Below are 14,722 nucleotides of genomic sequence, written 5' to 3' on the forward strand. Positions count from 1 at the left end.
CGCCACCGCCACCGCCACCGCCACTTCCGCCGCCTCCACTACCACCATGCCCGCCGCCATTTCCTCCACCGTTACCGCCACCCCCTCCGCCATGTCCACCGCCGCCACTCCCTCCACCACCACTGCCACCTTCCTTGGCCTGAACACTGGAAATGCCGGAAAGGCTATCCGGAATCAGCACGATGGACGCCGACAGAACTGCGCCGATGGTCATTGCGAGCACGAGCTTTTTAATGTGCATATCGTTCTCCGTCTTTGTGGTTTTGTTGGGAACGTAAAAGTGCATTGTTGCAGGGACCGGACCCGTTCCCGGGGGTCAGTGAATACTCGAAGCCAGTTCGAAAATCGGGATGTACATCAGGATCACGATGACCCCGATCAGCAGGCCGATGAAGGTCATCAGCAGCGGCTCGAACAACTTTACGAACCACTCCAGCCAGCGGCTGATTTCCTCGTCGTAGAAGTCGGCGCTGCGCTCCATCATCTGCCCGAGGTTGCCGGACTGTTCGCCGGCGCGCAGCAGTCGTAGCGACACCGGCGTCACCAGGTGATTGAGCTCCAGCGCGGTGGACAACGATTGCCCCTCGCGCACCCGTTCGCAGGCCTGATCCAGCCGCACCCGCGAAGCCACGGTGAGCAAGCCGCGCACCATGCTCATGGCCGTTACCAGCGGAATCCCGCCTTGCAGCAGAATCCCCAGCGAGCGATAGAACCGCGCCAGCTCATACATGAATATCCGTTGATGCACGGCCGGCAGTTTCTCCACCAGCCGATCCAGACCACGGCGAAACGCCGGTTGCTTTTGCAGCACGGCGAGGGCGATGACAATCGCGGCCAGCGCACCGAAGAATTCAGCCTGATGCGCATGCAGAAACATGCCGCTGCTCATCAACACCTGCGACAGCCACGGCAGGTTATTGCCCAGCCCTTCGAACACCAGACTGAAGCGCGGCACTACATAACCCATCAAGAACAGCACCACGCCACCGCCGACGATCAGCAACAGCATCGGGTAGATCGAGGCGCTGATGATCTTCTGCCGCACCTCGTCCATGCGCTGGCGATAACTGACATAGCGACCGAGCGCATCGCCGACCGCGCCGGTCTTCTCGCTCGACTGTACCAGCGCCACGTACAGCGGCGGGAACACCGCCGACAACTGGCCCAACGCCTGCGAGAAGGATTTGCCCTCATAAAGCAGGCGCACCAGCTCACTCAAGGTTTTGCGGGCAGCGGGGGCGGATTCTTTTTCGGCGAGGCTTTCCAGCGCATCGATCAACGGTAGGCCAGCGTTGAGCAACGTGGTCAGTTCCTGGCTGAACAACACCAGATTGAAGGTCTCGCGCTGACGCAGTTTCAGCGAACGCCAATGCTTGTCGGCGTGCGAGCTGAGCACGCGCAAACCCTGATCCTCGGCGATCCGCCGCGCCTCGCTGTCGCCCGCCGCTTCGACGCTCAAGGACACCACGCCAGCCTTGCCGACCGCTTTCAAATGAAATCGCATGGGCCGCGCTCCGCTCATTGCCAGTTGGTCACTTCGGCGTTTTCACCGTCGCCGCCGGGCTGGCCGTCCTTGCCCATCGACAGCAGGTCGTACTCGCTGTTTTCGCCGGGATAGCGGTAGGCGTAATTACGTCCCCACGGATCCTGCGGCAGTTTTTTCTGCAAGTACGGGCCGGTCCATTTCGCCTCGTCACTCGGCGCGGTGACCAAGGCCTGCAAGCCCTGTTCGGTGGACGGGTAGTGGCCGACTTCGAGGCGATAGATGTCCAGCGCTTTGCTCAGCCCTTCGATCTGCGCCTTGGCCACTTTGACTTCCGAGCGACCGAGTTGGGCGAAGTATTTCGGCGCGACGATCCCGGCCAACAGGCCGAGCACCACCAGCACCACCAGCAATTCGAGCAGGGTAAAACCGCGTTGGCTACGCGGACGAAATTGCAGCTTCATGATGACCTCCCGTGAGTGGCAGCCGTGTCGCGAAGAGGGCTTATGCAATTGCCATGCTCAGCCCCCACTGAAAACCACCTGATTGGCTGAAGCCCTTGTAAACCGGCGGTCTCCAGAGTCGGCACAGTGCTTGCGTATGGCTCAAACGTGATCGGCCATTGGGGCATTTCCCCCAATTTATCGGGGTCGATCCGGGGAGGCCCGACATGAAATTTCTCGCCAGCGGATTGCTCGGTTGTGTGCTGTTCAGCGGCGCCGCGCAGGCCGATGTGTTCATCTCGGTGGACGCCAAGGGCAGCTACGTGCTGTCCAATGTTCACCGGCCCGGACGCACCTACGAACGGGTGATCCACGAGGCTGAAATGCCTGTGGCCAGCCTCGATCAACAGCCACAAATGATCGCCAATCAGCCTTATGCGGAACTGGTCTCGGCAGCGGCCAAGGTCAATCAACTGCCCGAGGCGCTGCTGCACGCGGTGATCAACGCAGAATCCCATTACAACCCCGGCGCAACCTCAGCCAAAGGTGCGGGCGGGTTGATGCAGTTGATGCCCGACACCGCGCGCGAGCTGGGCGTGACCGACGTCTACGATCCCAAGGCCAACATCCAGGGCGGGGCGAAATACCTCAAGCGTCTGATGACCCTGTTCGACAACGACATTGCTCTCGCCGTGGCGGCCTACAACGCCGGGCCCGACGCGGTGCTCAGCCGTGGCCGGGTGATTCCGCCGTTCGCCGAAACCCAGCGTTACGTGCCGAACGTGTTGCGGCAGTACCGGCGTCTGCAAGGCCTGGCCATGGATGCGCCGTTGTGACCCCAACCCGGTTTCCCCACTTTCGGGGCAAACCGGATAGACCCGAAAAGTGGGGAAAAGCGGTGGGGAATATCCCCCGGATTCTCAAGTCGTCGCGGTAACTGATTGAACGGTAGAGCAATTTTTTGTGGCACGCGGATTGCTCCGAGGCATTTGTCGAGAAGTGTTCCCAAGAGCACCCACTACGAGGTTACTGATCATGGTTGGCATTCATCACGCTCCGTCTCTGTTGAATTGGCTGCTGATTCTGGCCTCGATGCTCAGCGTCGAGCTGGCCGGCGCGGCCGTACGTTGCGAGCGCAACCTGGTGGCCAACGTCGTCGCCTTCGATCAACCGCTGATGTTCAACCGCCTCGGCGCGCAGAACATCAACGGCATGATGTTCGCCCTGCGCCGCGATGTCGTTGATGAGCATGAGCAGTCGCTGGCTTACGGCGGCGCCGCAGTTCCGGGCAAAGTCTCGTTGCGTCCGGACAAGCGTCCACGGCCATTGGTGTTGCGGGTGGCGGCGGGTGATTGCCTGACGATCAATTTGCAGAACCTGCTCGACTATCAGGCCAACCCCAACAAGCATTTTGAAAACGAGGGCGAAGAAGAGGGCGCGGAAAACGCCAACGGCGCCGAAGACTTCAAAGTCGATGAACAAGTGGCTGATCGTCACGTCGGTTTCCAGGTCAACGGCCTGCAAGCGGTGAACAGCATTGATGACATCTCTTCATTCACCGGACGTAACGCCAACAGCCTGGTGCCACCGGGGGCGAGCCGTTCTTACACGCTGTACGCCGAGCGCGAGGGCGCGTTTGCCGTCAGCAGCCGTGGCGCGACGTTTGGCGGCGAGGGCGCGGCCGGCAACGTTGCCAATGGTCTGTTCGGCCAGGTCGTCGTGCTGCCCAAGGGCGGTCGCACTTATCGCAATACCCTCACCGAAGAAGAAATGCGCTTGGCCACCACCGGCCGCGCACCCACCGGCCAACCGATCGTTGATTACCAGGCGCGCTACCCGCAGCGCGAACCGTGGTTGCGCGAAGGCAAGGCCGGCACGCCGATCATCGGCATGGTTGACGGTAATGAAATCATTTCCAGCGAAAGCGATGCGATTGTCATGGGCAGCAACGCCGACGGCAGTTTCCCATCCAGCACCTACCCGCTGGAGTCGATGGGCAAACGCAACCCGGCGATTCCCAATCGCCTCGAAGCGTTCCGCGATTTCGCCTCGCAATTCCAGGACGAAACCGCCGCTACTCAAGCATTCCCGGCCTATTGGGCTGACCCGGTAATGGCCCATGTGCTGGAGCCGACACGCGACTCGTTCATGATCAACTACGGCTCCGGCGGTATGGGCGCCGAAGTGGTCGCCAACCGCTTGGGCGTGGGGCCGATGCACGACTGCCTGTCGTGCGCTTACGAAGAGTTCTTCCTCAGCTCGCACACCGTCGGCGATGTAGCGATGCTGGTGGATGTGCCGGCCAACACCGGGCTGGAGAACATCGCCCCAGGGCAGACACCGCGCGCCGATCAGATCGGGGTGAAAGCCACCATGGCGCTGTATCCGTCGGAGCCGTCGAACGTCAACCACAGCTACATCGGTGACTTCGTCAAATTCCGCAATACCCACAATGGCCACGAGCAACACATCTTCCACCTGCACGGCCATCAGTGGCTGTTCAACCCCAACGACGACAACTCCGATTACGTCGACGCCCAAGGCATTGGCCCGGGCGCCGGTTACACCTATGAAATCGCCAATGGCGGTTCGGGCAACCGCAACCGCGTGGCCGGCGATGCGATCTATCACTGCCATTTCTATCCGCACTTTGCCCAAGGCATGTGGGCCATGTGGCGGGTGCACGATGTGTTCGAAGAAGGCACGCGACTCGATGTTTCGCAGCAGGGCGCCGACGGCTATCACAGCGAACCGTTTGCCTTGCGCAGTGGCAAACCGGCGACCGGCGCACGCGCCTTGCCGGACGGCGAGATCGTCGCCGGCACACCGATTCCGGCGATTGTGCCGCTGCCGGGCAAAGCCATGGCGCCAATGCCGGGCAAAGTCGTAGTGGTGCCGAAAATCGGCGAAACCCTGGTCGCCGGCAATGATGACGACGATGACGAAGAAGAGGGCGATGACGATGGCGAGCACCACGGCGGCAACGCCGGCGGTCAAGCCATCGGCTCACTGGCGCTGGTCGATCGCAGCGAAGCCAATCGCAATGCCGACGGCAGCCTGAAAAACCCGGGCTATCCGTTCTGGATCGGTGGCATGGAAAGTTCGGTCGGTCAACGTCCGCCAACGCCGCCACTGGACATGCTCGACGCCGCCACCGCACAGTCGCTCAAGGCCAGCGGCAAAGCGCTGTGGGCCAACCTTGATCCGGCGCAATCCGGTGGTTGGAATGGCGGCTTGCAGCGGCACGCACTGGATGGCGTCGCGGCCGGTGGTGAAGCGCACACGGTGACCACTTCGCTGGATTTCTCCAAGGAAGTCACCCGCGCCAAACCGCTTTACCTGCCGGAAGAAGGCACCGAAGTCGAACAGGCCGCGATGGCCTTCCACGCGAAAAAAGATCACCCAAGCTATGCCTTGTTGCCCGGTAATCAAGTGGTGGCCAAGGCGTTCCGCACCAACGGCGCCTTGCCAATGGCCGGCGCGCCGTACTACGAACCGTGCATGGACGATCGGCAAAAGCGCCTGACCAGCAGCGCTGGCAGCGGCGAGTTCGCCAGCGGTGAGCGCGTCGACGGCATGTCCTTTGTCGGCGCATCGAGCTTCACCGCCGACCGGCCACGCATCTACAAAGCTGCCAACATCCAGTTCGACGCGGTGTACAACAAGGTCGGTTATCACTTCCCGCAGGCGCGCATTCTGGCGCTGTGGGAAGACGCCTGGCCGGTGATCACCAAGCAGCGTCCGCCAGAGCCGCTGGTGATGCGCATGAACACCTTCGATTGCGTGCAATACCAGCAAACCAACCTGGTGCCGGCCACCTATGAGATGGACGACTATCAGGTGCGCACGCCGACCGACGTGATCGGCCAGCACATCCACTTGCCGAAATGGGATCTGACCTCGGCGGACGGCTCGTCCAACGGCTGGAACTACGAGGATGGCGTGCTCTCGCCCGGCGCCGTGCAGGAACGTATTCACGCGATCCGTGAGTTCAACCAATGCGCCAGCACTGACCCGCGCGACGGCACCCAGGCTTGCCCGAAAGCCAAGCAACATCCGTTCTTCGGTCAGTACGGCCGCGCCGATTGGGTCGGAGCGCGCACGGCGATGCAGCGCTGGTTCGTCGATCCGGTGGTCAACGCCAAAGGCGTCGATCGCGGCCTCGGCACCATCTTCACCCACGACCACCTAGGCCCATCGACGCACCAGCAGATTGGTCTGTACGCGACCGTGTTGGCGGAACCGGCCGGTTCGACCTGGTTCCACGCCGAAACCGGTGAGCCTCTGTACAGCGGCGCGCGTCAGGACGGCGGGCCGACCTCGTGGCAAGCGGTGATCAACACCGGCGACCTCGATGGCGACGGCAAGAACGACAGCTTCCGCGAGTTCTTCCTCGAATACAGCGACTTCCAACACGCCTATGAAGCCGGCGTCTATGTCGGTGCCGGGCCTAACGGAGTGCCGAATGCCCAGGCGTTCCCGGCCACCGCCGACAGCTTCCGCTACGCAATCAATCCGCCAGTGCGCAACAACGCCAGCAATCTGCTTGAAGGCGTGCTGGAAGTGCAGGGCGGTCAGGTCCCGGGCTGCCCGAGCCGGCCATGTCCGCAGGCGATCTCGGTGGATGATCCGGGCATGTTCGTCGTCAACTATCGCAACGAACCGCTGGCCCTGCGCGTGTACGACCCGAACAAGGTCGGCCCGGACGGCAAGCGCGGCATGCAGGCCGACGGCCTCGGTGGCGATCTGTCGTTCGCCATGCAAAGCCGTACCGACCGCGCAATTCCGGCAATGAATCTGGCGCCGAATCTGCTCACTTCGGCGACCGGACCCACCGGCGGCACCACGCTGTTCCCGCCACACATCAACAAGGGCGGTGCCGAGCCGGGCGATCCGTTCACGCCGATGCTGCGCACCTATACCGGCGACAACGTGCGGCTGCGGGTGCATGCCGGCGGCCATGAAGAAGAGCACAACGTCACCCTGCACGGCGTGAAATGGCTGCAGAGCGGTTCCGGTTTCGGCAACAGCTCCAACTCCGGCTGGCGTGCGTCGCAAATGATCGGCATCTCCGAGCAGATGGGCTTTATTGCGCCGGTGTCGATGCTGTCCAGTTCGGCGGCGACCACGGGCGACTATCTGTACTCGATGGACGCTTCGATCGAAGGCTACTGGAGCGGAATCTGGGGGGTGATGCGCAACTACACCGCCAAACGCGCCGACCTGTTCGCCATCCCCAACAACCCGAATCCGGCGGGCATGCGCAACACCGTGGCGTTCGAAGGCAGTTGCCCACGGATCAGCGCCAACCCCAACGGTATCGGCACGCGGCCGACGGTGCAGCGCAACTATGAAGTGGTCGCGGCGCTGGCCAACGATATTCTTGGCAATACGCTGGGCCTGACCATCGGCGACCCCGAAGGACTCGGCCAGCATGTCGGCGGGCCGCTGAATCCGGCGGGTGGCACCCTGGTGCTGAACTCGCGCACGGTGAGCATTCCACAAGTCACCGTGACCGATCCGGAGGATGGCGAAACCATCACCATCGGCGGCCAGAGCGGGCCGCTGCATGACCCGACCGCGATCCTCTATGTGCGTAAATCCGATCTCGATCCGGTGAGTGGCAAGCTCAAACCCGGCATTCCGGTCGAACCGCTGGTGTTGCGTGCAGCGGCAGGGGACTGCATCAACATCACGTTGGAAAACCGTCTGCCGAGCGTGATGCCCGACCTGACGCAAACCGCAGTGATGCAAGGCATGGTCAAGCGTGATCGCAACAGCGGTCTGGGTTCGACCACCTTCAGCAACAACCTGATGCGGCCGTCCAGCCACGTCGGTCTGCACGCACAGTTGCTGGCATATGACATCACCAAATCCGACGGTGCCAACGTCGGCGCCAACCCGATCCAGACCGTGCCACCGCGCGTCGGCAACAGCGGCGCGTACCCGACCCGTACCTATCAGTACTACGCCGGGCACCTGGAGCGTGAAGGCAAACCGGTGACGCAACTGGGCCGCAGCGTCGACAACATCAACGCCACGGCGGTGGAGTTCGGCGGGCTCAACTTCACTCCGGCGGACGTGATCAAGCAACCGCAAAAAGGCCTCGGTGGGGCGATGAGCATCCTGCCGATCGGCGCGACCTGGGTTGATGATGCGCGCAAGGTCAACGCCACGGTGACGGCGCCAGGGCAAACCAGCTACCGCGACTTCGCGATGGTCTGGCACAAGGCGTTGAACACCCGTTGGGCCAATGGTCGGCCGGTGGAAGGGATTGCTGCTGAAGGCTTCGGCGTGCCGACTGATCCACAGGACAACTCGAGCATGGCGATCAACTACAAGACCGAGCCGCTGTGGTATCGCTTCGGCCTCGCCCCCGACGCGCCGTTTGGTCATGCCGATGGCGCGGGTTATGGCGACATGACCAACGCGCACATGGCCTACAGCAATGCGCTGGTCGGCGGTGATCCGCAGACACCGGTGCTGTATGCCAAACCGGGGCAACCGTTCCGCACGCACATTTTGATGCCGAGCGGTGGCAGTCGCGGCACCACGTTCCAGCTCGACGGGCACGTCTGGTCGGTGAACCCATTCCAGGCCGAGAAGAGCGACACCGGTGGTTATCCGATGGGCTCGCCGGGCGTGGGCTCGGTGCGCTTCGGCTACAACCCGATGTCGATGTACATCGGCGCCCACGAAAGCATCCTGCCGGCCGCGCACTTCAGTTTCATGATCCCGAGCGCCGGCGGTAGCAATGCAATACCGGGCGATTACCTGTTCCGCGACTACGGCGCCTACGGCAACACCTCAGGGTTATGGGGCTTGCTGCGCGTGACCAACGAACCGGAACCGGCGCCGCCAAGCCAGTAGGTACAACGGTAATGCCCCGGCGGATGCAAATCCCTGTGGGAGCGAGCCTGCTCGCGAAGAGGGCGGCACATGCAACAGGTGTGTTGGCTGACAGACCGCTTTCGCGAGCAAGCTCGCTCCCACAGTGGGCAGTGGTGGCAGTGAGGGAGTGGGATGTATGCAAATCCCTTGTGGGAGCGAGCTTGCTCGCGAATGGGAGCAACCCGGTTTTTGAGGGTGAGGCGGATGACGCTTTCGCGAGCAGGCTCGCTCCCACATGGGGGGCGGTGTTTTGCCAGGTGAAGAGGTAGGGGAGAGTCAGATGAACAGGATCATCAACATCATCGGTATTTGCTCGCTGGTCATGGCCGGGGCGTTGCTGACGCTGAGTGAGATTGCGCTGGCGAAAACTGTTGGCGAGCAATCGCTGAAGCGTGACGGTGTGGCGGTGGATTTCAACCTCAAGCCACTGGCCGCTGACGGCAAGCTGCGCGAAGGCGAATTCGCCGATGTGCAATTCCGCGTCACTGACAGCGCCTCCGGCCAGCCGTTGTCCGGCGTGGCGCCGGGCGCCTGGGTCGATCCGCAGACCCTCGCCGCCGATCAGGCCCAGGGCCGTGACCAGAGCTGCAAGGCCCGGGTCGGGGTGTTCCTCAAATCCAACATCGGCGCACGGCCATTGCTCGACCTCAACAGCTATTTCCTGCTGGTGATGAACCGCGACGCGAGCATCGCCGTGGTCGATCCATCTGTGTCAGTAGGCGGTATCACCAGCACCCTCGCGCGGATCGAACTCAAACAACCGCCGATGGACTGGGTCACGCCCAAAGACAACAAACGCGTCTTCGTTTCCATGCCGACAGCGGGCGAAGTTGCCGTCATCGACAGTGAGCAATTCAAAGTCATCGACTCGATCAGCACCGGCAGCCAACCCGTACGCGTTGCGCTGCAACCGGACGAACGCCTGCTCTGGGTCGGCAACAATGCGAGCAAAACCGAAGAGTCCGGCGTCACCGTGATCGACAGCCAAAGCCTCAAACCTCTCAAACATCTGCAGACCGGGCGCGGCCACCACGAAATCAGCTTCAGCAAGGACAGCCGCTTCGCCTTCGTCAGCAACCGCGACGACGGCACTTTAAGCGTGATCGATATCGCCAGTCTGACCATCGTCGAGCAGATCAAAACCGGCGCCCATCCGTTGTCAGTCGCCTATTCAGCCCTGTCCGGCGCGGTCTACGTCGCCGACGGCAAGGACGGCACCGTCACTGTGATCGACGCCAGCACCCACGACATTCGCCGGGTGATCAAACTGCAACAAGGCCTCGGCCCCATGGGATTCAGCGCCGACGGCCGCTTCGGCGTGGTGCTCAACACCGTGGAAAACCGCGCCAGCGTGATCGATGCCGCCACCAACAGCGCCATTCACGACCTGGATGTCAGCGCTGAACCCTACCAAGTGGTATTCACCCAGGCCTACGCCTACATCCGCGGACTGGCTTCGCCAAAAGTCACCATGATCAACTTGTCCTCGCTCGGTGAAGGTCGCCAGCCGATCAGCCAGGGTTTTGAAGCCGGTCCGCAAGCGCCGCGTATGGCCGGGGATTTACCACTCGCCTCAAGCCTGGCGGTCTCGCGCGACGACAACGCAGTGTTCGTGGTCAACCCGGTCGACAACACCACTTACTTCTACGCCGAAGGCATGAACGCGCCGATGTCCGGTTACCCCAACCGTGGCCAGATCGCCCGCGCCGCCATGGTCATCGACCGCAGCCTGCGCGAAGTCTCGCCGGGCCTCTACAGCGCCAGAGTAAAACTGCCGGCAGCGGGGCGTTTCGACGTCGCGTTCCTGCTCAATCAACCGAACATCATTCATTGCTTTAACGCGCAGATCGAAACCAATATCGCCCTGCTAAAACATGTCGGCGCACCGAAAGTCGAGTTCCTCCTCGACAAGACCGCCGTGGCACTCAACGACCCCTACGTCGTGCGCTTCCGCATCGTTCAGGGCAAAGACAAAACGCAGCGCAGCGGCGTCAAAGACGTGCAGCTGCGCTACTACCTCGCGCCCACCTCGCACCCCCGCGAAGTGGCGGCGCTGGAAGTCGCCGACGGCGTGTACGAAGCGCCGATCACCCTCGACCGCAGCGGCGCCTGGTACCTGCATGTGCGCGCGGCGTCGCTGGGCGCCGGTTTCGATGACAAGACCTTTGCCAGTGTTCGGGTAGCCCCCGGCCAGGCCCGTTGAAGAGGAGTTTCGACATGAACCGATTCGCATCCACTGGCCTGCTGACCCTGTGCCTGTTGAGCCTTGGCATCCAATACGCCAACGCTCACTCGGCAGACGAACACGCTGGGCACAAAGCCCCGGCCAGCAACACGCAAGAACACACTCAGGTGAAGTTCGCCAATGTGCCGCTGATCGACGAAACCGGCAAAACCGTACGCCTGGAACAAGACCTGGTGCAGGGCAAAATCGTCGTTATGAGCTTCATCTACACCAGTTGCACCACGGTCTGCCCGGTGGTTTCGTCGATCATGGGCAAGGTGCAGAAACAACTCGGCGCGCGCGTCGGCAACGAAGTGCAACTGGTGTCGATCAGCATCGATCCGCAGCGCGATGACCCGAAACGCCTGCAGGATTACGCCCGAACCTTTCAGCGCGGACCGGGATGGAGCTGGCTGACCGGTTCGCCGCAGTCGATCAACGAAACCCTCAAAGGCCTCGGCAGTTTCAGCGGCGACTTCAAGAATCACCAGCCGTTGATCCTCGTCGGCGACGGCAACAATCGTCACTGGATGCGTTATTACGGCTTCACCGACCCGGCGCTGCTGGCCAAGGAAGTGGAAAAACTCAGCGGCCTGCGCACCCACGCCAAACACACCGCCATCGCCATGGAGCAACAGCCATGAGACTGCTCGACTGGATTTCCCTGAGCGTGTGTTTCTGGATCTTCAGCAACGTCGCGTTCGCCCACGAAGGTCACGTTTCAGAACCGCCAGCGGCTGTTGCTGCCGCGCCGGCCAAAGGCACCCACGACGCAAAAACCTGGTTCACCGACACGCCGTTGCAGGATCAGAACGGCGAGACGTTGCGCTTCTACAGCGACGCACTGCAAAACCGCATAGTGCTGCTCAACGTGATCTTCACCAGTTGCACCGATGCCTGCCCGCTGATCACGCAAAAGCTCAAGGAAGTCCGCGAGTTGTTGGGCGACAAGGCGCCGGACATCACCTTTATTTCCCTTACCAGTGACCCGCTGCGCGACACGCCGGCGGTGCTCAAGGCTTACACCTTGAAGCAGGGTTCCGATGACCCTCATTGGCTTTTTCTTACCGGCGACAAAGCGCAGATGGACCTGGTATTGAGTCGCATCGGCCAGATCGTGCCGACGCCCGAGCAGCATTCCACGCAGTTGATCGTCGGCGATGTCGCCAATAAACGCTGGAGCAAGATCCGTCCTGACGCCCCGGCTGCCGCCATTGCCCAGCGCTTGCAGTTGCTGACAATGCCTGTGGCCGGTCGCTGAGCCCGCGCCATGAAACGCTGCCGCGTCCTCACCCTGATCCTGCTCGCCGGCGTCAGCCTTGGCCCGAGCGCTGCGCCGCTGACACCCGAAGAGGCGGCGGGAAAACGCTTGTACCGCCAAGGCTTGTCGGCCAGTGGCGAGGCGATCATGGCGCGGGTCGGTGCGGCGGACGTGTTGCTGCCGGCGACCAGCCTGCCGTGCGCCAATTGCCATGGCGCCGACGGCCTCGGGCGACCGGAAGGCGGGGTACGCCCGCCGCCGCTAAACTGGGCGCGACTGACCAGCACCTACGGTCAGCAACAGGTCAACGGGCGCAGCTATCCGGCGTACACCGAAAGCTCGCTGGCGACCGTCATCGAGCAGGGCCGCGATCCCGGCCACAATCGGCTCGACCCGAGCATGCCGCGCTTTGTGCTGTCGATGAAAGATCAGCGCAACCTCACCGCCTATCTCAAACGCCTCGCCGATGAACGCGACCCCGGCCTCGATGCCGAGACTTTGCACCTGGGAACCTTGCTGCCCAGCCAAGGCCCGTTGGCCGAGGAGGGCGCGACAGTGGCAGCGGTGCTCAATGGCAGCGTCGCGCGCATCAATCAGGCTGGCGGCATCCATGGCCGGCAATTGCGCCTTACGGTGATCGACCCCGGCCCGGATCGCGCCAGTGCCGAACAAGCCTTGCAGCAGTTGATCGAGCAGGAGCAGGTGTTCGCCCTGATCGCACCGCTGGCACCGGCCCTAGACAGCGAACTGGGGCCGCGTCTGGAACAGGCCGGCGTGCCGCTGATTGGCGCCTTGTCATTGCTCGGATCGATTCAGGCCAGTCCGCAGATTTTCGAGCCGCTGCCGGGCTTGCGCGAGCAACTGATCGCCCTGGCCGATTACGCCACGGCAAGCCTGCGTGTGCTGCAAGGGCCGACGCTGATTGCCTATCCCGATGACCCTGCACAAACGCTGGCCGCGCAAAACCTCGGCCAGTATTTACAGGATCACGGCTGGCAAAAAGTCCATCTGCAAGCCTACGACCCGACGGCGGATGCGCTACCGCTGGGCTCGCGCTCAGTGTTCTATCTGGGCAACGGCGGTGGCTTCAGTCGTCTGGCGACGCGGCTGCAAAGCGCCGGGCAAGTGCCTTACCTGTTTGCCGCCTCTAGTCAGGTGGCGGGTGATCTGCTGCAAGTCCCCGACGGATTCACCCGACGGGTGTTTCTCGCCTATCCGTTCGTGCCCAGCGACTGGACCCAGACCGGGCGCATGGCCCTGACGTTACTGCGTGAAGGCCAAGGCCTCGGCGCCCAGCACGCGGTGCTGCAAGTCGGCGCCTATGCCTCGATGTTGCTGCTCAGCGAAGGCATGAAGCAGGCCGGCCGCGACGCCAGCCGGGAAAAACTGGTGGCGGCGCTGGAAGGCCTGCACGACTTCGACACCGGCCTGACTCCGCGCCTGAGCTTCGGCCCCGGTCGGCGTCTGGGCTTGAGCGGCGCCCATGTGGTCACCGTGGATTTGCCCGATCAGCGCTTCTATCTGGTCGCACCCTATAAACCGATTGCTGCCAGCCCCTGAACGGAGGGCCCGATCATGAAACTCGTAACGCTGCTATGGCTGCTGACCGGCTGGTTGCCGCTGGCGTGGGCCAATAACGAGCCGGCCGTGGCGCGGGTCAACGGCGAGGAAATTTCCGGGTTTCGCTTCGAGCGTTTCTTTGCCGAATACCTGGAAGATCAGGGCCGTGCGGTAACCAGCATTCGCAGTCCCAAGGCCTACAAGGAACTGCGTCAGGCGGCGTTGCAAATGCTGATCGACAAAGAATTGCTGTGGCAGGAATCGCAGAAGCGTGGCCGGCAGATCGACGAGCAAGCGCTGCGTCAGCAAATCGAGCAAACCCGCATGGCCATCGGCGGCGCGGATAAATTCGTCCGGCGCTTGCAGGACGCCGGTTTCGATGAGGCGTCCTTCACCGAGTACACCCGCCGCGAGTTGGCGGCGCAGCAGATGTTCGCCGAGCTGATCCGCGCTAATACCTTGCAACCCCGCCACCTGTTGATTCGTGTGCCCGCGCAAGCCGATGCAGCCACAGTGGCTCAAGCGCGTCTACGCTTGATGCAAATGCGCGCCTCGATTGCCGGAGGGGCGAGTTTTGCCAGCGATCCGGTACGTTCACCGTTCGGCTGGCATGTGATTTATTTGCCGAACCACTTGGAGGCCGCCGATGTCCCAGATTTGCAGGGGCTGGATACAGTCAGGGCAGAGCTCGCCCGACAGCAACAGACCCAGGCTCGTCGCCAAGTGCTCGCGCAATTACGGGTGCAGAACAGGATCGAACGAATTGACGACGACTGAAGGTTCCCCCCCAATAGTGGGGAATGGCTTCGATGCCCATTCAGGTGCTTCCCCGTTTCTGGGGAACGGGGTACCGGGACGAG

9 protein-coding genes and 1 pseudogene are annotated in these 14,722 nt (G+C 62.4%); 7 read left to right on the forward strand and 3 right to left on the reverse strand.

The genetic code is table 11. The annotated features are described in order from the left end of the window. From GTU76_RS29910 to gspG, 3 genes and pseudogenes are all read right to left on the reverse strand, one after another. Positions 1-241 (reverse strand): annotated as a pseudogene (locus tag GTU76_RS29910) (hypothetical protein); the annotation flags it as partial. A gap of 75 nt (positions 242-316) precedes the next feature. After that, positions 317-1,504 carry a type II secretion system F family protein gene (locus GTU76_RS27810; RefSeq protein ID WP_180700069.1) on the reverse strand — a complete coding sequence of 396 codons (1,188 nt, stop codon included), beginning with the start codon at positions 1,502-1,504 and terminating at the stop codon, positions 317-319. Positions 1,505-1,518: 14 nt separating this feature from the next. Further along, positions 1,519-1,947, reverse strand: a complete 429-nt coding sequence (gspG, locus tag GTU76_RS27815) for a type II secretion system major pseudopilin GspG (RefSeq protein WP_180700070.1) — start codon at positions 1,945-1,947, stop codon at positions 1,519-1,521. A 206-nt stretch (positions 1,948-2,153) separates the two neighbouring features. Between gspG and GTU76_RS27820 the strand changes: the two genes are divergently transcribed. The 7 genes from GTU76_RS27820 (at position 2,154) to GTU76_RS27850 (ending at position 14,639) form a co-directional block, all read left to right on the forward strand. Then, positions 2,154-2,762: a lytic transglycosylase domain-containing protein gene (locus GTU76_RS27820; RefSeq protein ID WP_016987893.1), complete on the forward strand. Its 609-nt coding sequence runs from the start codon at positions 2,154-2,156 to the stop codon at positions 2,760-2,762. Positions 2,763-2,961: 199 nt separating this feature from the next. Then, positions 2,962-8,796, forward strand: a complete 5,835-nt coding sequence (gene mnxG / locus GTU76_RS27825; RefSeq protein ID WP_180700071.1) for a manganese-oxidizing multicopper oxidase MnxG — start codon at positions 2,962-2,964, stop codon at positions 8,794-8,796. 301 nt (positions 8,797-9,097) lie between these two features. Continuing rightward, positions 9,098-11,020: a YncE family protein gene (locus tag GTU76_RS27830; RefSeq protein ID WP_180700072.1), complete on the forward strand. Its 1,923-nt coding sequence runs from the start codon at positions 9,098-9,100 to the stop codon at positions 11,018-11,020. Positions 11,021-11,034: 14 nt separating this feature from the next. Continuing rightward, positions 11,035-11,685: an SCO family protein gene (locus GTU76_RS27835; RefSeq protein ID WP_180700073.1), complete on the forward strand. Its 651-nt coding sequence runs from the start codon at positions 11,035-11,037 to the stop codon at positions 11,683-11,685. Then, positions 11,682-12,302, forward strand: coding sequence for an SCO family protein (locus tag GTU76_RS27840; protein ID WP_180700074.1), 621 nt, complete (start codon positions 11,682-11,684; stop codon positions 12,300-12,302). Before GTU76_RS27835 ends, GTU76_RS27840 begins: the two co-directional genes overlap by 4 nt. A 9-nt stretch (positions 12,303-12,311) precedes the next feature. Next, a complete protein-coding gene (locus GTU76_RS27845; RefSeq protein ID WP_180700075.1) occupies positions 12,312-13,862 on the forward strand; it encodes an ABC transporter substrate-binding protein in 1,551 nt (516 codons plus the stop codon). 15 nt (positions 13,863-13,877) lie between these two features. Beyond that, a complete protein-coding gene (locus tag GTU76_RS27850) occupies positions 13,878-14,639 on the forward strand; it encodes a peptidylprolyl isomerase (RefSeq protein WP_180700076.1) in 762 nt (253 codons plus the stop codon). Positions 14,640-14,722: the final 83 nt, after the last annotated feature.

Origin of the sequence: Pseudomonas crudilactis, from assembly GCF_013433315.1 — a bacterium.
In the GTDB taxonomy this organism is placed as follows: Bacteria; Pseudomonadota; Gammaproteobacteria; order Pseudomonadales; family Pseudomonadaceae; genus Aquipseudomonas; species Aquipseudomonas crudilactis.